At 66.1% G+C, this 18,144-nt stretch carries 18 protein-coding genes and 1 pseudogene; 12 read left to right on the top strand and 7 right to left on the bottom strand.

The genetic code is table 11. The features are described from left to right. Window positions 1-132 precede the first annotated feature (132 nt). Both OK015_RS04855 and OK015_RS04860 read left to right on the top strand, forming a co-directional pair. Window positions 133-423, top strand: coding sequence for a CDGP domain-containing protein (locus tag OK015_RS04855; protein ID WP_268132449.1), 291 nt, complete (start codon window positions 133-135; stop codon window positions 421-423). 13 nt (window positions 424-436) lie between these two features. Continuing rightward, entirely contained in the window at window positions 437-727 is a 291-nt protein-coding gene (locus OK015_RS04860; protein ID WP_268129676.1) for a CDGP domain-containing protein, read from the top strand. Window positions 728-1,117: 390 nt separating this feature from the next. Here the strand turns inward: OK015_RS04860 and OK015_RS04865 are convergent. The 5 genes and pseudogenes from OK015_RS04865 to OK015_RS04885 form a co-directional block, all read right to left on the bottom strand. Beyond that, window positions 1,118-1,741 (bottom strand): annotated as a pseudogene (locus tag OK015_RS04865) (PPE family protein); the annotation flags it as partial. 112 nt (window positions 1,742-1,853) lie between these two features. After that, window positions 1,854-2,456 (bottom strand): hypothetical protein, encoded by a 603-nt coding sequence (locus OK015_RS04870; protein ID WP_268129678.1) that lies wholly within the window; start codon window positions 2,454-2,456, stop codon window positions 1,854-1,856. 17 nt (window positions 2,457-2,473) lie between these two features. Further along, window positions 2,474-3,703, bottom strand: a complete 1,230-nt coding sequence (locus tag OK015_RS04875) for a serine hydrolase domain-containing protein (protein WP_268129679.1) — start codon at window positions 3,701-3,703, stop codon at window positions 2,474-2,476. 104 nt (window positions 3,704-3,807) lie between these two features. Continuing rightward, on the bottom strand, window positions 3,808-4,968 hold the full coding sequence (locus OK015_RS04880; RefSeq protein WP_268129681.1) for an acyl-CoA dehydrogenase family protein: 1,161 nt from the start codon (window positions 4,966-4,968) through the stop codon (window positions 3,808-3,810). A gap of 12 nt (window positions 4,969-4,980) precedes the next feature. Further along, window positions 4,981-6,177, bottom strand: coding sequence for an acyl-CoA dehydrogenase (locus tag OK015_RS04885; protein ID WP_268129683.1), 1,197 nt, complete (start codon window positions 6,175-6,177; stop codon window positions 4,981-4,983). Between the two features lie 68 nt (window positions 6,178-6,245). On the opposite strand from OK015_RS04885, the gene OK015_RS04890 reads away from it, so the two are divergent. The 6 genes from OK015_RS04890 to OK015_RS04915 are packed head-to-tail and all read left to right on the top strand — an operon-like array spanning window position 6,246 to window position 11,622. Continuing rightward, complete coding sequence (locus OK015_RS04890) at window positions 6,246-6,608, top strand: DUF3054 domain-containing protein (protein WP_268129684.1); 363 nt, start codon at window positions 6,246-6,248, stop codon at window positions 6,606-6,608. After that, complete coding sequence (locus tag OK015_RS04895; protein ID WP_268129686.1) at window positions 6,608-7,555, top strand: SAM-dependent methyltransferase; 948 nt, start codon at window positions 6,608-6,610, stop codon at window positions 7,553-7,555. Before OK015_RS04890 ends, OK015_RS04895 begins: the two co-directional genes overlap by 1 nt. Window positions 7,556-7,572: 17 nt before the next feature. Continuing rightward, on the top strand, window positions 7,573-8,058 hold the full coding sequence (locus OK015_RS04900) for a GNAT family N-acetyltransferase (protein ID WP_268129688.1): 486 nt from the start codon (window positions 7,573-7,575) through the stop codon (window positions 8,056-8,058). Continuing rightward, a complete protein-coding gene (locus OK015_RS04905) occupies window positions 8,055-9,155 on the top strand; it encodes an LLM class flavin-dependent oxidoreductase (protein ID WP_268129689.1) in 1,101 nt (366 codons plus the stop codon). Before OK015_RS04900 ends, OK015_RS04905 begins: the two co-directional genes overlap by 4 nt. Beyond that, complete coding sequence (locus tag OK015_RS04910) at window positions 9,152-10,270, top strand: LLM class flavin-dependent oxidoreductase (RefSeq protein ID WP_268129690.1); 1,119 nt, start codon at window positions 9,152-9,154, stop codon at window positions 10,268-10,270. Before OK015_RS04905 ends, OK015_RS04910 begins: the two co-directional genes overlap by 4 nt. Beyond that, window positions 10,267-11,622, top strand: a complete 1,356-nt coding sequence (locus OK015_RS04915) for an NtaA/DmoA family FMN-dependent monooxygenase (RefSeq protein WP_268129692.1) — start codon at window positions 10,267-10,269, stop codon at window positions 11,620-11,622. The genes OK015_RS04910 and OK015_RS04915 overlap by 4 nt, the downstream gene beginning before the upstream one ends. Here OK015_RS04915 and OK015_RS04920 read toward each other — a convergent pair. Then, window positions 11,597-11,932, bottom strand: a complete 336-nt coding sequence (locus OK015_RS04920; RefSeq protein WP_268129694.1) for a YnfA family protein — start codon at window positions 11,930-11,932, stop codon at window positions 11,597-11,599. The genes OK015_RS04915 and OK015_RS04920 overlap by 26 nt on opposite strands. After that, complete coding sequence (locus OK015_RS04925; RefSeq protein ID WP_268129695.1) at window positions 11,929-12,681, bottom strand: MBL fold metallo-hydrolase; 753 nt, start codon at window positions 12,679-12,681, stop codon at window positions 11,929-11,931. The genes OK015_RS04920 and OK015_RS04925 overlap by 4 nt, the downstream gene beginning before the upstream one ends. A 39-nt stretch (window positions 12,682-12,720) precedes the next feature. On the opposite strand from OK015_RS04925, the gene fgd reads away from it, so the two are divergent. The 4 genes from fgd (at window position 12,721) to OK015_RS04945 (ending at window position 18,001) form a co-directional block, all read left to right on the top strand. Beyond that, on the top strand, window positions 12,721-13,731 hold the full coding sequence (gene fgd / locus OK015_RS04930; protein WP_268129696.1) for a glucose-6-phosphate dehydrogenase (coenzyme-F420): 1,011 nt from the start codon (window positions 12,721-12,723) through the stop codon (window positions 13,729-13,731). Further along, complete coding sequence (gene pta / locus OK015_RS04935; RefSeq protein WP_268129698.1) at window positions 13,724-15,865, top strand: phosphate acetyltransferase; 2,142 nt, start codon at window positions 13,724-13,726, stop codon at window positions 15,863-15,865. The genes fgd and pta overlap by 8 nt, the downstream gene beginning before the upstream one ends. Further along, complete coding sequence (locus OK015_RS04940) at window positions 15,858-17,009, top strand: acetate kinase (protein ID WP_268129700.1); 1,152 nt, start codon at window positions 15,858-15,860, stop codon at window positions 17,007-17,009. The genes pta and OK015_RS04940 overlap by 8 nt, the downstream gene beginning before the upstream one ends. Before the next feature lie 128 nt (window positions 17,010-17,137). Next, window positions 17,138-18,001, top strand: a complete 864-nt coding sequence (locus OK015_RS04945; RefSeq protein ID WP_442791205.1) for an endonuclease domain-containing protein — start codon at window positions 17,138-17,140, stop codon at window positions 17,999-18,001. Window positions 18,002-18,144 lie beyond the last annotated feature (143 nt).

Here is an 18,144-nt window from a genome sequence, read left to right on the forward strand (position 1 = left end):
GTCCACCGTACGACTTCAGCGAGATGAACGTTCAGTTGTCGGTGGGTACACCTGATGTCCGGACACACGGTCGGTACATTCTGGCGCGCTCATCCCGCCGGCCTGCTCAATAGCGGTAATGTCCCAACCAGCATGAAGCACTTCATCGTCGCAGGACTGGCCACCGTGCTCACGGCCAGCGCGCTGTTCACCGCCGCGCCCCCGGCCAGTGCCGGCTGCCAATACGGTGGCAGCTCTATGAGCAGGTGCGATGGACCCATCCAGCCTGACGGCACCTGGCAACGGTGCGTGGTAACCACCCGCTTGGTGCCCAGCGGCGCCAGTTCCTTCCTCGTGCCCGAAAAGCAATGCGATGTGATGGGCGCTGACCAGCACCCCGGGGGTCTCGGCTTTGCGGACCCGCCGACGCACATCGACGATTGAGCCGGGGACGCCGTTGAAACACCTCATCCGCGAAGGACTGGCTACCGTACTGACGGCCGGCGCGCTGATCGCCGTGTCGCCCCCTGCCAGTGCTGGTTGCCAGTTCGGTGGACTCGCTGTCAGCAAGTGTGACGGGCCCGTTCAGCCCGACGGCACTTGGCAACGCTGCGTAGTGTTCCCCCCTGCTGGCGGGCGCGACGGGTCTCCCGTGTACGTCACCAGTACGAACTGCCAGACGCTGGGTCCCGATCAGCACCCTTCGGGTCTTGCCTTCAACGAGCCACCGACGCACATCGACGATTAACGTGCCGAAGAGTCGGTGCCGATCTCATTCCGGGCTTCGGCTGCGACTCTTCCAAGATCGTGAAAAGCATTGCGGAGCGGCATTTATCGGCATTTCCATCACCGCTGGATCGCGATCGCCACGTTGGCCGCGGGAGAACCCGATAGCCGGTGACGGCTACAACGTAATTCGCTACCCGCTCAACAGCCCGGGATCGAACTGAGGTTGGATCCCTGAGGTACCCGCTAGCCCTGGTGATCCCAACAAGCTGGAAACCCCGGTCGGATCGGAGACCTGCGCCGTCAATGGGGTCGGGGAGCCCCCGTGAAAGCCGCCGCCGCCGAAGTGCCTGCCGCCGCCGCCGAAGTGCCCGCCACCGTCACCGCCTCCACCGCGACCGCCGTGGCCACCTTGCGGGCTACCGCTACTGCCCTGGCCGGGGGTGGCGGTGCGGGCGCTGGTGTTGCCTACGGCCTGAGTTACCGCGCGGGCCTGAGCGGCCTGCCCGGTCTGGTTGGTGGTCCGCGGCGGTTCGCTGTATGGGGTCAAGGTGCTCGCGGACTCGGAAGCAGCGGCATAGCCGTACATCGCGGTGGTGTCTTGGACCCACATCTCCATGTACTGGGCTTCGGTGGCCGCGATCGCGGGAGTGTTCTGCCCCAGGAAATTGGTCGCGACCAGGGCGATCAGCTGCGCCCGGTTGGCCGCGATCACTGGCGGGGGTACCGTCATCGCGTACGCCGCCTCGTAGGCGGCAACCGCCGCGTACGCCTGGGCGGAAGTCTGTGCGGCTTGGGCGGCGCTAGCCTGCAGCCACGCCGTATACGGTGCGGCCGCGGCGGCCATCGTCATCGACGAGGGCCCCCACCACCGGCCGGTCAGCCCCGAGACCTCCGACGAGTAACCGCTGGCGGTGGACTCTAACTGGGCGGCTACCGCGTCCCAGCCCGCCGCGACGGCCAACATCGGCCCCGCCCCGGGACCCGTGTACATGAGCGCGGAGCTCACTTCCGGCGGCAGCAACCCAAAATCCATGGCGTTCACCTCGTATTGGACAGGAGTCTGACTAGGGAAATTTAACACGTTTACGCGAATGGCCAGTGGCTTTAGGTAGCAGGGCCGCTGTGAAAGCTGTCAGGACGAAGGCTCACGGCCAGGCGGCCGCGGTGCCCTTGTAGTTCCCGTTGAGCGCGGTGCAGAAGTCGGAGTTCGTGCCGGCGAGCAACACGATGTAGTCACCCCCCTTGTCGTTGAATGTCGGTGGGGGATAAGCCCAGCCGCTGTTGCACATCGACGTTGGGCTGCCCATCGAAGGCCTGCGCCAGTTGGACATTTCGCACGCTTTCATCGCAGCGGCGTCCGGGAAAGCGCTCTTGGCGATGATTAGCATCGCGCCTCCCCACTTCCCGTCGTTGCGGCGGTAGGCACGCGCCCCGAATCCGGCATTGTTCTTCTGGCATCCCAACGCCCGCTGCAGCGCCATGAAGGGCAAGGCGAGGTCGCGATCACTGATACCGGCTGCGGCAGCGATGAATTGAGCCGCATCCGGGCCGTCGACCTCTTGCACGTTCGGATCGTTGAGGCCTTTGAGTTGCTGCGACATCTGCGGGGCGGCACCCCCGCCGCCGATGATCGGACCGCCGTTGGTCGCTGTCATCGGGGGCAGCGTGCCGGTGGGATCGGCGACGGCAGTTGGCACGGCCAGCGCACCCACGGCCAGCGTGCAGGCGGCGATTGCACGAACCCGCATACCTGAAACTCCTTCGCTCATCTCCCCGGCGGCATCGGTGGGGCTGCGTTCGGAGCCATCACCGCGCCGATCTTGCGGAACAGTATGTCGGCCTGATTACTGTAGTTGCCCTGGTCGTCGAATGCCTCCGGGGCGTACGTGACCGCGACGGCGATCGCGATCTTCTGGGCCGGCAGGTAGGCCTCGACACCCGCACACCCGGAGAACAACGGATTCTGCATCAGCCAATCGCCGGAGATGATGATGCCCAGACCGTAGGTGTAGCCCTCGCTTTGGTCGAAACAGCTTGGGCAGCCCGGTTGGGTGTGCGTCTTGCCGCGCAGCGCGGTCGACACCATTTTCTGGTACGAGTCCGCCGAGAGCAGCTTGCCCGAGCCGATGCCGACCGCGGTGGCTTCCATGTCGTAGATGTTGGTGGTCTCAATGGCGCCGTGGGTGATGGTCCAGGACGGGTTCCAGTACGTGGACTCTTCGTAGAACGGTGTCCCAGCGGGGATTCTGAGCGCCTTACGCCGCTCGGAGCTGAAGGTGTGCAGGACGGGCCAGGGAATTGCGGGGGTATCGGAGTTCGCCGTGTTTTTCAGACCGAGCGGGCCCAGCACCTCGTTGCCCAGCAGCGTCGGCATGCCTTGACCGGTCGCCTTCTCCATCGCCAGCCCCAGCAGCACGTAATCGGTGTGCGCGTAGTTCCAATTTGTTCCCGGATCGTAGAGCAGCGGCCGCCCGGAGATCTGCGCGAGAAGGTCTTGAGTTGTCCACTGCTGGAACGGGTTTGCGTACGAATCGTTGTCGAACTGATCGTTGCCGATGACGTAATCCGGGTACCCGGATGTCATCTGCGCCAGTTGCCCCAGCGTGACGCGCCCGGCATTCGGAAAGTCGGGCAGCCACTTCGACAATCGGTCGTCAAGGCTCAGCTTCTTCTCGTCGACCAGCTTCAGCAGCAATGTCGACACGTAGGAGATGGCGACCGCCCCGTTGCGGAAGTGCATGTCGGTTGTCGCCGGCACCCCGGTCATCGATTCGCCGACGGCCTGGGTGAGGACCTCCTTGCCGTCCACCGTGACGCGAACGATCGCGGCTTTCAGGTGCGCCTGCGTCATGAAGTTCTGCACCACCCGCAGCACGGCATCGGCCTTGGCCTGGTCGGCGGAGCCGGCCGGTGAGGAGGTCGGCGGCGAATTGTGCCCGCAGGCCGCCACGAGCCACGCGGCGACCAGACACGCGACCAAGCGCACGTACGGCATGCCTGAGTCTTACAGCCGTGCGTGCTACCCGTCGACCAAGGAGTTGAGCACGTAACCAAAGCACTTGTAAATCAAGGCGACACTGACATTGGCTTCGACGGCCATCAGATACCCAGGTCCTTGGCGATGATGGTCTTCATGATCTCGTTGGTCCCGCCGTAGATCGTCTGGATGCGGGCGTCGACGAACGCGCGCGACACGCTGTACTCGCGCATGTAGCCGTATCCGCCGTGCAGTTGCAGGCACCGATCGGCGGTGCGTACCTGCAGGTCGGTGGTCCACCATTTCAGCCGGGCGGCCCGCGCCGCGGTCAGCCCGCCGACCAGGTGTTCGGCGAGGCAGTCGTCGAGATAGGTGCGGGCGATGTCGAGTTCGGTCGCCAGTTCGGCCAGCACGAATTGGCTGTGCTGGAAGCTGGCGATCGGTGTGCCGAAGGCCTTGCGGGCGCGGACGTACTCGAGCGTCTCGGCCAAGACGGCTTCGGCGGCGGCCACCGCGCCCACCCCCAGCGCGAGTCGCTCCTGAGGCAGGTTCCCCACCAGTTGGTAGAAGCCCGCGCCCTCTTCGCCAAGCAGGTTGTCTGCTGGCACCCGCATGTCGGTGAACGTGAGCTCGCTGGTGTCCTGGGCGTGCAGGCCGATCTTCTCGAGATTGCGGCCGCGGTGGAATCCCGGGGTGTCGGCGTCGACGACGAGCAGTGACAGGCCCCTGTGCCGGTCCGGCGATGTGCGCACCGCGATGACGAACAGGTCGCCGCTTTGGCCGTTGGAGATGAACGTCTTGGACCCGTTGACGACGTAGTGGTCGCCTTGCGAATCGGACGAGCGCACCGCGGAGGTGCGGATCCCGGCCAAGTCGCTTCCGGTGCCGGGTTCGGTCATCGCGATCGCGAGTACCGTCTCGCCCGTCACCACGCCGGGTAGCCATCGTTGCTGCTGCGCGGGCGTCGTCAGATCGGTGAGGTAGGGCAGCACGATGTCGTTTTGCAGCGTGAACGAAATCGCCTCGGACGCGGCCCCGGCCCGCTGCAATTCGTCGATCACGATCGCGTTATAGCGAAAGTCGGTCACCCCCGCCCCGCCGAGGTGCTCAGGGACCGAAAAGCCCAGCAGCCCAAGCTTTCCCGCTTCGATGAACAGCGAGCGGTCCCATTGACCGTTTTGTTCCCAGGTCTCGTGGGAGGGAACCACCGTCTGATGCACGAAATCGCGTACCAGTTCCCGGAATTGGTGATGTTCGGAGGTGTATTCGAGTCGCGCGGGCATTGGGTACTCCTGTCAGCGGAACGCGTCGCTACCGGTGAAAGCCTGGCCGAGCACCAGCTGGTGCATCTCGGGGGTGCCCTCGTAGGTCAGCACCGACTCCAGGTTGACCATGTGCCGGATCACCGGGTATTCCAGCGATATCCCGTTGCCGCCCAGTATGGTTCGAGCGACCCGGCAGATCTTGATCGCTTCACGGGTGTTGTTGAGCTTGCCGAAGCTGACCTGCTCGGGACGCAGCCCGACGCTGTCCTTGAGTCGGCCGAGGTGCAGTGACAGCAGCTGTCCCTTGTGCAATTCGACGGCCATGTCGACGAGTTTCGCCTGGGTCAACTGGAATCCCGCGATCGGCCGGCCGAACTGGGTGCGTTGCGTCGCGTATTCGAGCGCCGCCTGCCACGCCGTGCGTGCCGCTCCCATGGATCCCCAGACGATGCCGTAACGCGCTTCGGACAGGCAGGACAGCGGGCCGCGCAGGCCCTGGGCATCGGGCAGCATCGCGTCGGCGGGTAGCCGCACGTCGTCGAGTACCAGCTCGCTGGTGATCGACGCCCGCAATGACAGCTTGTGGTGAATCGTATTGGCGGTGAAGCCCGCGGTCCGGGTCGGGACTAGGAAACCCCGAATTCCGCGGCCCCCATCGTCATCGGTGTTGGCCCACACGACCGCGACGTCGGCGACCGAACCGTTGGTGATCCACATCTTGCGGCCGTTGAGAACCCAGTCCGAACCATCTTTTCGCGCATGGGTTTTCATCGCCGCGGGGTCGGACCCGGCGTCGGGTTCGGTGAGCCCGAAGCAGCCGAGCAGTTCGCCGGCGGCCATGCCGGGAAGCCACTGTTGCTTCTGTTCCTCGGAGCCGAAGTTCCAGATCGCGAACATCGCCAGCGATCCCTGCACCGAGACCATCGACCGAACCCCGGAGTCGGCGGCCTCCAGCTCGGTACAGGCCAGGCCGTAGTGCACCGACGACGCACCGCCGCATCCGTAGCCCTCCAGGTGCATGCCCAGCAGGCCGAGCTGGCCGAACTGCTTGCCGAGTTGGCGGACCGGAAGGTCGCCGATCTCGAACCACTCCGCGATGTAGGGGATCACGTGCTCGGCGCAGAACTTTCTGACCGTGTCTCGCACCGCGATCTCATCGCTCGACAACGATGCGTCGAGGCCGAGGGGGTCTTCTCGGTTGAACGCCGGAGGCTTGTGAGTACTCATAGAGGTCAGCCTGCCACCGCGTCCGACGCGAAGAACAGTGTCCCCGCCCAGCCCGGTAGTCTCGCTGCATGCAGCGGCTGGGGTGGCTGGGCGTCGACGTGCTGTCTGTGCTCCTGTTCTGTGCCGTGGGACGCCGCAGCCACGACGAAGGCCTCAACATCCCCGGCATCGCGACGACGGCCTGGCCGTTTCTCACCGGCACGGTGATCGGTTGGCTGGTCGGCCGGGGGTGGCGGCGGCCCACCGCCGTGGCGCCCACCGGGGTGGTGATCTGGCTGTGCACCGTCGTGATCGGCATGGTGTTGCGCAAGGCCAGTTCCGCGGGTGTGGCCGCGAGTTTCGTCGTGGTCGCGGCGTCGGTCACCGCACTGTTGCTACTGGGTTGGCGAACGGTCGTCGCACTAGCGTTGCGGCGCCGCTCCGACGTCTGATGGCACGGACCGACGACGACACGTGGGGTCCCGACAGCGGCGTCGGAATGACCGCGACATTCGGCGCGGTCGCCAGGGCGCTGGCGACCACTAAGGGTCTGCTCAGCGACCCGTTCGCCGAGCCGTTGGTGCGTGCCGCGGGCGTGCAGTACTTCACCCGGATGGTCGAAGACCAACGGTACGCGGACGACGGCGGCGACAACGCCATCATGGCCGGGCTGATCAGCCTCCTCGGGTCGCACACCCGGTTCTTGGATGAATTCGTTGCCGCTGCCGGACGGGCGGGCGTTCGCCAAGTGGTGATCCTGGGTTCCGGCCTGGACACCCGGCCGTACCGGCTGTGGTGGCCGCCCGCAACGACGGTCTACGAGATCGATCAGCCGGACGTCATCGATTTCAAGACGGCCGTGCTGCGCGGACTGGGCGCCGAGTCGACCGCGAACCGTCGCGCGGTGGGCGCCGATCTGCGGCGAGATTGGTTGACGCCCCTGCAGCGGGTGGGTTTCGACGCCGCCCAACCGACGGCCTGGATCGCCGAGACACTGCTGATCGGGTTCCTGCCCCCCGAGGGACAGGACCAATTGCTGCGTGACGTCTGTGCGGTCAGTGCGCCGGGCAGTCGATTCGCCGGCGATCACCTACCGACCTGGACTTCATTCCAGCTGGAGGCCGCGCAGACGTTCGTCGACAGCTGGCGGCAATTCGGTCTCGACGTCGACTTGGCCGGGTTGATCTACCCGGGCGAATATCGCGCTGTCCCGCAGTATCTGGCGGACCATGGCTGGCAGACCGTCGAAAGGAATGTCGCTGATCTGTTCACCGCGATCGGAATGGGCACCCGCTGGCGTGGCACCCCCGATGACAATGCGATTACGCCCCGATATGTCACCGCAACACGATCGGCCAGGCCCGGGCAGACCGCCGGCCGGAATGCATCCGCCTGGTAGGCGTTGGAGGTGAGGTGATGTCCAAGACCCGGCTCCAGTTCGTGGCGGCGGCGTTGGACGACGCGCTGGCGCAGCCGTTGCTGGCGGAGCTGGCCGTGGAGTACGCGCAGCGCTACGACAGCACACCACCGACGGTGCTGGCGTGGCTCCAGGACAACCCCTCCGACGAGTTCGCGCCACCGGACGGGGGCATGTTGATCGGCCTACTGGATGGCCGCCCGGTGACCGGCGGCGGGTTTCGTCGATTCGACGCCGAGACGGCAGAACTCAAGCGAATTTGGACAGACAGCGCGCACCGCCGCCGCGGGTACGCGATGGCACTGCTGGCCGAGCTGGAAGCACAGATCGTCGCGCGCGGCTACCGCAAGGTCTACCTGATGACCGGCAATCGTCAGCCCGAGGCCGAGGAGCTGTATCAGGCCACCGGATACAGCCGGTTGTCCGAGCCGTTGCCGTCCGAAGGTCCGGTCTTCCCGATCGCATTCGAGAAGTGGCTCACATGAGCCGTGAGCAGCTGCACCTGGCCGTCGCGCTGGACGGATACGGCTGGGATCCCCAGGCGTGGCGGGCCACCCTGGCGTCGGACCCCGACACTTTGTCGGCGCTGAGCGGCCGCTACTGGGCGGGTCTTGCGGCCAGCGCCGAACGCGGGCTGCTCGACTTCCTCACCATCGACGACAGCTTGATGCCGCAGCCCGGCCGGCGCGAACAGATTTCCCCGCGACGGCTCGCCGGGCGTGGCGACGCCGCGCTGGTCGCGGCCCGCATCGCGCCCGTGACGCGCCACATCGGGCTGATCCCGGTGGCGACGGTGACCCATACCGAGCCCTTCCACATCTCCAAATCCATTGCAACCCTTGACTATGTCTCGCACGGCCGGGCGGGCTGGCAGCCGCGGGTCAGCTCCACCGCGCACGAGGCGGCGCTGTTCGGCCGCCGGGACGGATCGCTGGACGGCTTGTTCGAGGAGGCCGTTGACTACGTCGACGTGGTACGCCGGCTCTGGGACAGCTGGGAGGACGACGCGATTATCCGCGACGCGACCACCGGCCGCTACGTCGACGTCGACAAACTGCACTACATCGACTTCGTCGGAAAGTTCTTCTCGGTGAAAGGGCCGTCGATCACACCACGCCCGCCGCAGGGTCAGCCGGTCGTCGCCGCGTTGGCCCACCTCGGACCGGTTTATGAATTCGCTGCTGCCAGTGCTGATCTCGTGTTCATCACGCCCTCCGACGAGACCTCGTTGCGCAGCATCCTCGACGAGGTGTCCGCCGCCGGTGGCGCGCGGCTCAAGGTCTATGCCGACGTGGTGGTGTCGTTCGGCGGTGACGGCGATCCCCGCTCCGATGCGCTCAACTTCACCGGAGATCCACAGGAATTGGTGGACCTGCTGCTGGAGTGGCAGCGCCTCGGCATCGACGGCGCGCGGTTGCGACCGGCAGTCAACGCCACCGATCTGCCGGTGATCGTCGACGACGTGGTTCCCCTACTGCAGCGGGCCGGCCGATTCCGTACCGCCTATCGCGATGGCGAAACGCTGCGCGCCCGACTCGGCCTTCCGGTGGCGCCCAACCGATATGCGGTGGTGAAGCGATGAACGTTCCGCTGTCAATTCTGGACCTCGCGCCGATCAGCGCGGGGGACGACGCCGCGACGGCGTTGCGCAACACCATCGAACTGGCCCAACGTGCCGAAGGCTGGGGTTTTCGCCGCTACTGGGTGGCCGAGCACCACTTCGTCGCTGTGGCCAGTGCCGCTCCGGCGGTGTTGATCGGACAAATCGCGGCCGCTACCAACACGATTCACGTGGGTGCTGCGGCGGTGCAGCTGGGATACACCACCGCCATCGCGGTCGTCGAAAGTTTCGGAATGCTGGAGGCCTTCTATCCCGGGCGCATCGATCTCGGTGTCGGCCGGTCCGGGCAGCGCCGCTCCGAGGAATACAAACCCAAGAAGACGACGGAACCCCGGCCGCCGCGGGTGTGGCACGAGGTGGACGGTGTCGTCGTTCCGACTCCCTTCGACCTGCGCGGGCTGCTCGATCTCGAACAGTTGCAGGCGACGATGGGAATCCTGCAGCAGCCGGAGGCGCTATCACCCGACTTCGCCGAGCAGGTCAACGACATTCTCGCCTTCCTCGATGGCACATATCGGGTCGGCAAATTCGACGTGCATGCGGTGCCGGGCGAAGGTACTGGGCTGCGGCCGTGGATCTTCGGCAGCACCCGGGGACAAAGCGCGCGGGTTGCCGGAGCCCTGGGACTGCCGTTCGTGGCCAGCTATCACATCACGCCGGCCACCGCGCTGGAGGCGATAGAAGCCTACCGCGAGACGTTCGTGCCGTCGGCGGCGTTGGCGAAGCCCTACGTGGTGGTGTCGGCCGACATCGTGGTCGCCGATGACAGCGCCGCCGCGCAGCGGTTGGCCGCCGGCTACGGCCATTGGGTGTACTCGATCCGAACCGGCTTGGGCGCCATGCCTTATCCCGACCCCGACGACCTTCCACCGCTGACCGAAGAGCAGTTGGCCGTCGTAAAGGACCGGATCACAACGCAATTCGTCGGTACCGCGGACGAGGTGGCCGAACGGTTAGAGGCACTGCAGCGGGTGACCGGCGCCGACGAACTGGTGATCACGTCGGTGACGCACCGGCAGTCCGACCGGCTGCGGTCCCATGAGCTGATCGCCAAGCGCTGGGGCTTGACCGAATGAGCATCAGAAACGGGAAGCACCGCAAGCCGATTCACTTGGCTGCCCACTTCCCGGGCGTCAACAACACCACCGTGTGGGCCGACCCCACGGCGGGCAGCCAGATCGAATTCGACTCGTTCGTGCACCTGGCCCGCACCGCCGAGCGGGGACTGTTCGACTTCTTCTTCCTCGCCGAAGGGTTGCGACTGCGTGAGCACCGCGGCCGGATCTACGATCTCGACGTCGTGGGCCGGCCGGACACCTTCACCGTGCTGGCGGCGCTGGCGGCTGTCACCGACCGGATCGGGCTGACTGGGACGATCAACACCACCTTCAACGAACCATTCGAGGTGGCAAGACAATTCGCCACCCTTGACCACCTGTCCGGTGGTCGCGGCGGCTGGAACATCGTCACCTCGTCGGATACGTTCACCGGCGCCAACTTCCGGCGCGGCGGGTTCCTGGATCATGCCGACCGATACCGGAGGGCCGAGGAGTTCCTCACCGTCGCACGGCAATTCTGGGACAGCTGGGATGCCGACGCCGTGTTGGCCGATATCGAGGCCGGGGTCTACGTGGATCCGGATCGGATCCGCGCGGTCGAGCATGCGGGTCCCGACTTCGACGTGCGGGGTTTCGCGACGCTACCGGTGGGGCCGCAAGGCCATCCGATCCTGCTGCAGGCCGGTGACTCCGCCGATGGCCGCTCCTTCGGCGCGCGCTATGCCGACGCCTTGTTCACCCTGCATTCGTCACTCGAAGACGGGCAGCGCTACTACGCCGACGTCAAGGGCCGGGCGGCATCTTACGGTCGAGATCCCGACCAGCTCAAGGTTTTTCCGGCGGCAACCTTCGTCCTAGGCGATACCTACGCCGAAGCCGAGGACAAGGCGCGCCACATCCGCTACCAGCAGGTCAGTGGTGCGACGGCGATCGCGATGCTCGAGCAGGTCTGGGGCCGCGACCTGTCGGACTACGACCCGGAGGGCCCGCTACCCGATGTCGATCCGGTCACCGACAGCAGCATCACCGAGGGTCGGGTCCGCCACGTCGACCCGGTAGCGGTCGCCGCCAGTTGGCGCGAACGCGCGGAAGCGGAAAAGTTGTCGATCCGGGAGCTCATCATCGCCGTCACCAGCCGCCAACAGTTCGTTGGCACCGCTGTCCGGATCGCGCACGAGATCGACGAGTACATCCAGGCCGACGCGTGCGACGGGTTCATCCTGGTGCCGCATCTGACGCCGCACGGTCTCGACGAATTCGTCGACCGGGTGGTGCCCCTATTGCAGGAGCGCGACGCTTTCCGCACCGAGTACGCCGGCGAGACGTTGCGAGATCATCTGGGACTCAGTGAGTTCGCGGGGCGTACATGATGATGGCCACACCGAGCAGGCAGATCAGCGCGCCGCAGACATCCCACCGATCGGGGCGAAACCCGTCAAAGCCCATGCCCCACAACAGCGAGCCGGCCACGAAGATGCCGCCATATGCGGCCAGGATGCGACCGAAATGGGCGTCGGCCTGCAGGGTCGCGACAAAGCCGTAGGCGCCCAACGCGATAACGCCCGAGCCCACCCACACCCAGCCGCGATGTTCGCGCACTCCCTGCCACACTAACCAGGCACCGCCGATCTCGAACAGCGCCGCCAGGGCGAACAACGCGATCGACTTGGCAACAGTCACCGAGCGCCCGCTTTTTCCAGTGCCGCGTTTGTCGCTTCGCGGATTGGGCCGCGCCACAGCGGGCCGTGACCGGGCGCCAGGGCCTCGGTCTCCAAAAGGGCCAGCGCCGAAAGGGTTCGGATGCAGCTCTGCTGGCTATAGCTGAAGATCGCGGGCAGCAGTTGCGGCCCGTCGTGACGTATCAGGGGATGCCCGGTGACCAGCGCATCGCCGCTGGCCAGCACGCCGTCGACCAGGTATGAGCAGTGGCCTCCTGTGTGGCCGGGGCTGAAAACGGCCCGCGGGTGGCCCGGCAGCCCCGCGGCGATCTCGGGCGTCAGCGGCTTGGTGGTCGGAATTCCGTCGCGGATCAGGCCGCCGCTGCGCACCACATGGGCGGTCCACACGGCCCACCGTGGCCGCCAGATCCGCAGCGCGAGGTCGAGGACCGATACCTGTTCCAGATACTCCCGCTTGGCGTGGCCGACTTCGTCGGCATGGCAGTACACGGGAGTGCCGTGCTCGCCGGCGAACCAGATCGCCGAGCCCAAATGGTCGATGTGGGCGTGGGTCAGCAGGATCGCGCGCACGTCGCCGGCGTCGTAGCCCAGCATTTTCAGCGAGGCCAGCACCGCCTCGCGGTCGCCGGGATAGCCGGCGTCGATCAGCATCACGCCGGTGTCGTCGGTGACCAGCGTCCAGTTGACGGCCTCACCCCGGGCGAGGTGCACGGTGTCGGTGATTTGAACAAGTCTTGGCGCTGATGCCATGCCCGCGAGTCTAGAAGGGGATAGGAGTAGAAAAGACTCGTGGCTGAACTCAAACTTGGATACAAAGCGTCCGCTGAACAATTCGCTCCGCGCGAGCTCGTCGAACTCGCCGTCGCCGCCGAAGCGCACGGCATGGACAGCGCAACCGTCAGTGACCACTTCCAGCCGTGGCGGCACGAGGGCGGACACGCCCCGTTCTCGCTGGCCTGGATGACCGCGGTCGGCGAGCGCACCAAGCGGCTGATCCTGGGGACCTCGGTGCTGACTCCGACCTTCCGGTACAACCCCGCCGTCATCGCCCAGGCGTTTGCCACGATGGGGTGTCTCTACCCGGATCGCATTTTCCTCGGCGTCGGCACCGGGGAGTCGCTCAACGAGATCGCTACCGGATACGAGGGCGAATGGCCGGAGTTCAAAGAGCGCTACGCCCGGCTGCGCGAATCGGTGCGGCTGATGCGCGAGCTGTGGCTGGGTGACCGGGTCGACTTCGAGGGCGAGTACTACCACACCAAAGGCGCCTCGATCTACGACGTGCCCGAGGGCGGCATCCCGATCTACATCGCGGCGGGTGGACCGCAGGTCGCCAAGTATGCGGGCCGCGCGGGCGACGGCTTCATCTGCACCTCCGGCAAGGGCGAGGAGCTGTACAAGGACAAGCTGATCCCCGCGATGCGCGAGGGCGCCGAAGCGGCGGGCAAGAACCCCGACGAGGTCGACCGGATGATCGAGATCAAGATCTCTTACGACACCGACCCGGACCTGGCGCTGGAGAACACCCGGTTCTGGGCGCCGCTATCGCTGACGGCCGAGCAGAAGACCAGCATTCACGACCCCCTTGAGATGGAGAAGGCCGCCAACGAGCTGCCGATCGAGCAGGTGGCCAAGCGCTGGATCGTGTCATCGGATCCCGACGAAGCGGTCGCGAAGGTCAAGGACTACGTCGACTGGGGCCTCAACCACCTGGTGTTCCACGCGCCCGGGCACGACCAGCGGCGCTTCCTGGAGCTCTTCGAAAAGGATCTGGCGCCCAGGTTGCGGCGACTTGGCTGACACTGGTTCCGTTTCGAAAGCGATCTACATCGCGGCGCCCGAGCCGGAGACCGGCAAGTCGACGATCGCGCTGGGACTACTGAACCGACTGACCGCCACAGTCGCCAAAGTCGGTGTGTTCCGGCCGATCACCCGGCTCGAAGGCGATGGCAAGCGCGGTACAGCCGGGCGCAGCGGATCGCCGGAGGATCCCAGTGAGGATCGCGATTACATCCTGGAGTTGCTGCTGACGCGGACTACCGCGGGCCTGTCCTACGAACAGTGCGTGGGCGTCACCTACCAGCAGATCCACGCCGATACCGACGCGGCGATCGCCAGCATCGTCGACGCCTATCACGCGATGGCGCAGGCCTGCGATGCAGTGGTGATCGTCGGCAGCGACTACACCGATGTCACCGGTCCCGCCGAACTGTCGGTCAATGCGCGCATCGCGGTCAATCTCGGTGCGCCGGTGTTGCTGGCGGTGCGGGCCAAGGACCGCAGCGCCGATCAGGTCGCCGGGGTCGTCGAGATATGTCTGGCCGAGCTGGCCGCGCAGCGTGCCCACACCGCGGCCGTGGTCGCCAACCGGTGCGAGCCCGCGGAGCTTCAGGCAGTCGCGGCCGCGCTGCGCTCGTTCGAACCGCGCACCTATGTGTTGCCGGATGATCCGCTGCTGCTTGCGCCGACGGTGGTCGAATTACAGGCTGCGGTGCACGGCACACTGGTCAGCGGCGACGCCGAACTGGTCGGACGCGAGGCGACGGGCGTGCTGGTGGCGGGAATGACCGCGGACCATGTGCTGGAACGGCTACGCGACGGCATGGCGGTGATCACTCCCGGCGATCGCTCGGATGTGGTGTTGGCCGTCGCGAGTGCGCATGCTGCCGAAGGGTTTCCGTCGCTGTGCTGCCTGATCCTCAACGGCGGCTTCGACCTGCATCCGTCCATCGCGTCGCTGGTGGCCGGCCTGCGGCTGCGGCTACCGATCGTCGCCACCGCGTTGGGCACTTATGACACGGCCAGTGTGGTCGCCGCGGCCCGGGGCCGGGTCACGGCCAGCTCGCACCGCAAGATCGACACCGCCGTGGAGCTGGTGAACAGCCACATGGACGTCGCGGATCTGATTGCGCGGCTGGCTATTCCAATCCCGGCGGTGACTACCCCGCAGATGTTCACCCACCGGCTCACGCAGCAGGCCCGTGCCGATCGCAAGCACATCGTACTTCCCGAAGGGAACGACGACCGGATCCTCAAGGCCGCGGGACGGGTGCTGAAGCGTTCTATCGCGGACCTGACCATCCTGGGCGACGAAGCTCAAATTCGTTTGCGCTCAGCAGAACTCGGAGTCGACCTGCGCAATGCGCGGATCATCGACCCGCATGACGAAGAGCTGTCCGACCGATTCGCCGAGCAGTACGCCGAACTACGCAAGGCGAAGAAAATCACTGTCGAGCGAGCCCACGAGATCGTGCACGACGTCTCGTATTTCGGCACCATGCTGGTGCACAACGGCATGGTTGACGGCATGGTTTCCGGTGCCGCCCACACCACGGCACACACGGTTCGCCCGGCGTTCGAGATCATCCGGACGGCCCCGGACGTCTCGACGGTGTCCAGCATCTTCTTGATGTGCCTGCCCGACCGGGTGCTCGCCTACGGCGACTGCGCGATCGTCCCGGACCCCACGCCCGAGCAGCTCGCCGATATCGCGATCAGCTCGGCACGCACCGCCGCGCAGTTCGGCATCGAGCCGAAAGTGGCGATGCTGTCCTACTCCACCGGCGATTCCGGCAGCGGGGCCGACGTCGACAAGGTCAGGAAGGCAACGGAATTGGTGCGCGTCCGGGATCCGCAGCTACTGGTCGAGGGGCCGATTCAATACGACGCCGCGGTAGAACCTTCGGTCGCGGCGACCAAGCTGCGCGGCTCGGCGGTTGCCGGTCACGCCACCGTGCTGATCTTCCCCGACCTCAACACCGGCAACAACACCTATAAGGCGGTGCAGCGCAGCGCGGGGGCCATCGCGATCGGCCCGGTGCTGCAAGGCCTGCGCAAGCCGGTGAATGACTTGTCCCGCGGCGCGTTGGTGGAAGACATCGTCAACACAATTGCGATCACCGCAATCCAGGCGCAGGGTGTCGGTCATGGCTGATCGGGCTGTGCTCGTCATCAATTCGGGGTCGTCGTCGCTCAAATTCCAGCTGCTGGAACCCGGCTCCGGCGCGACACGCGCCAGCGGGGTCATCGGGGAGATCGGCGAGCCGTCAGGGCGGGCCGCCGACCATGAGGAGGCGCTGCGCCTTGCGTTCCGCCAGCTGGCCGAGGACGGAATCAACCTGAAGTCGAGCGGGTTGTTGGCGGTCGGACATCGAGTCGTGCACGGCGGTCAGGATTTTTACCGCCCGACATTGCTCGACGATGACGTCGTCGCCGACTTGGATAAGCTGTCCGAGCTTGCCCCGCTGCATAATCCGCCCGCGGTGCAGGGCATCAAGGTAGCGCGCAAACTGCTCCCCGACGTCGCACAGATCGCCGTGTTCGATACGGCCTTCTTCCATCACCTGCCCGCCGCGGCCGCTACATACGCGGTGAATCGGGAGCTGGCGCAGCGATACCAGATACGCCGCTACGGATTTCACGGCACGTCGCACCGCTACGTCAGTGAGCAGGCCGCCGCGTTTCTGGGTAGACCGCTCGACAGCCTGAATCAGATCGTGCTGCATCTGGGCAACGGCGCGTCGGCGTCGGCGATCGCCGGTGGCCGGCCGGTCGACACGTCGATGGGTCTGACCCCGTTGGAGGGTCTGGTGATGGGCACCCGCAGCGGCGACATCGACCCCGGCGTGATCAGCTACCTGTGGCGCACCGCGAACATGGATGTGGATGCGATCGAGTCCATGCTCAACAATCGGTCGGGTGTCTGGGGTCTGGCCGGCGAACGCGACTTCCGTAGGCTGCGCGCGATGATCGAATCGGGCGACAGTTCAGCACAATTGGCGTACGAGGTGTTCATTCACCGCTTGCGCAAGTACATCGGTGCTTACTTGGCCGTGCTGGGTCACACCGATGTCATCAGCTTCACCGCGGGGATCGGCGAGAACGATTCGGCGGTGCGTCGCGACGCGATGGCGGGACTGGCAGAGCTGGGGGTCGTGCTCGACGAAAGCCGCAACGCGTCGGCAGGTAAAGGCGCGCAGCGGATTTCGACCGATGATTCACCGATCACCGTGCTGGTCATCTCGACCAACGAGGAGCTGGCCATCGCCCGCGACTGCGCAGACCTGCTGGCGGGATGAGCCGACGCCCGACGCATCGAGTGTGCGCTCACGGCTTTGAGTGTGCGTCCAGGGCGCCGTCGATGCTCACCGACGGGCTTGTGGATAGACGAAATCGCACTCGCCGCTGATGTGCGAGTGTTCGCTACATGCCGTACCTGGGACAACCGTTTATTGGCAGCGTGGCCCTCGCGCGCGGCGCGTTGACCCGCCATCAACTGCAGACGAACCACCGCGCGCTGTTTCCGAATGTCTACCTGTCTAACGATGTCGAGATATCGCTGGAACGGCGGATCATTGCCGCCTGGCTCTGGTCGAAGCGCCGAGGCGTTGTCGCCGGTGCGGCGGCCGCCGCATTGCACGGCGCCCAATGGATTCCCGATGGTGTCCCCGTAGAGCTGATACACGCCAACTCACGTACCCCACCGGGTGTACTGGCCCGGCGTGATGGGCTGCAGGACAACGAGGTACAGCTCGTCGACGGAATGAGTGTGACGACGCCCGAGCGAACTGCCTTCGACATCGGCCGGCGAGGGGCCGTCCACTCGGCGGTCGCGCGGCTGGACACGCTCGCTCGGGCAACGGGCTTCAAGATCGACGACGTGCTGCAGATCGTCGCGTGCCACTCGCGCTCGCCCGGAGTTCGCCGCCTGCGGGCCGCGCTGGAGTTGGTCGACGGTGGTGCTCAGTCGCCGCGGGAGAGCTACTTGCGGCTACTGCTCGTCGACGCGGGCCTGCCCCGGCCGCAAACGCAGATACCGGTGCTCGGGGTAGACGGCATACCGGTCGCATACCTGGACTTAGGCTGGCCGGACCGGCTGGTCGCGGTCGAGTACGACGGCGACCAACATCGGACCGATCGACGGCAATACGTCAAAGACATCCGGCGGCTGGAAATGCTCGAGCAGATGGGCTGGGTCGTCGTCCGGGTCGTGGCCGAGGACCGGCCCGCCGCGATCCTGAGACGGGTCCGCGCCGCATTGGCCGCATCGAGTGTGCGCCAGGGGTTTTGAGTGTGCGCTCAGGTCGACCAGGATGCACACTCGAGCGAAAGGGGGGCGAGCGAAAGGGGGGCGAGCGAAAGGGGGGCGAGCGAAAGGGGGGCGAGCGAAAGCGGGGCGAGCGAAAGCGGGCGGAAGCGAAAGCGGGCGGCGGT

This window comes from Mycobacterium sp. Aquia_216 (assembly GCF_026723865.1).
Taxonomy (GTDB): Bacteria; Actinomycetota; Actinomycetes; order Mycobacteriales; family Mycobacteriaceae; genus Mycobacterium.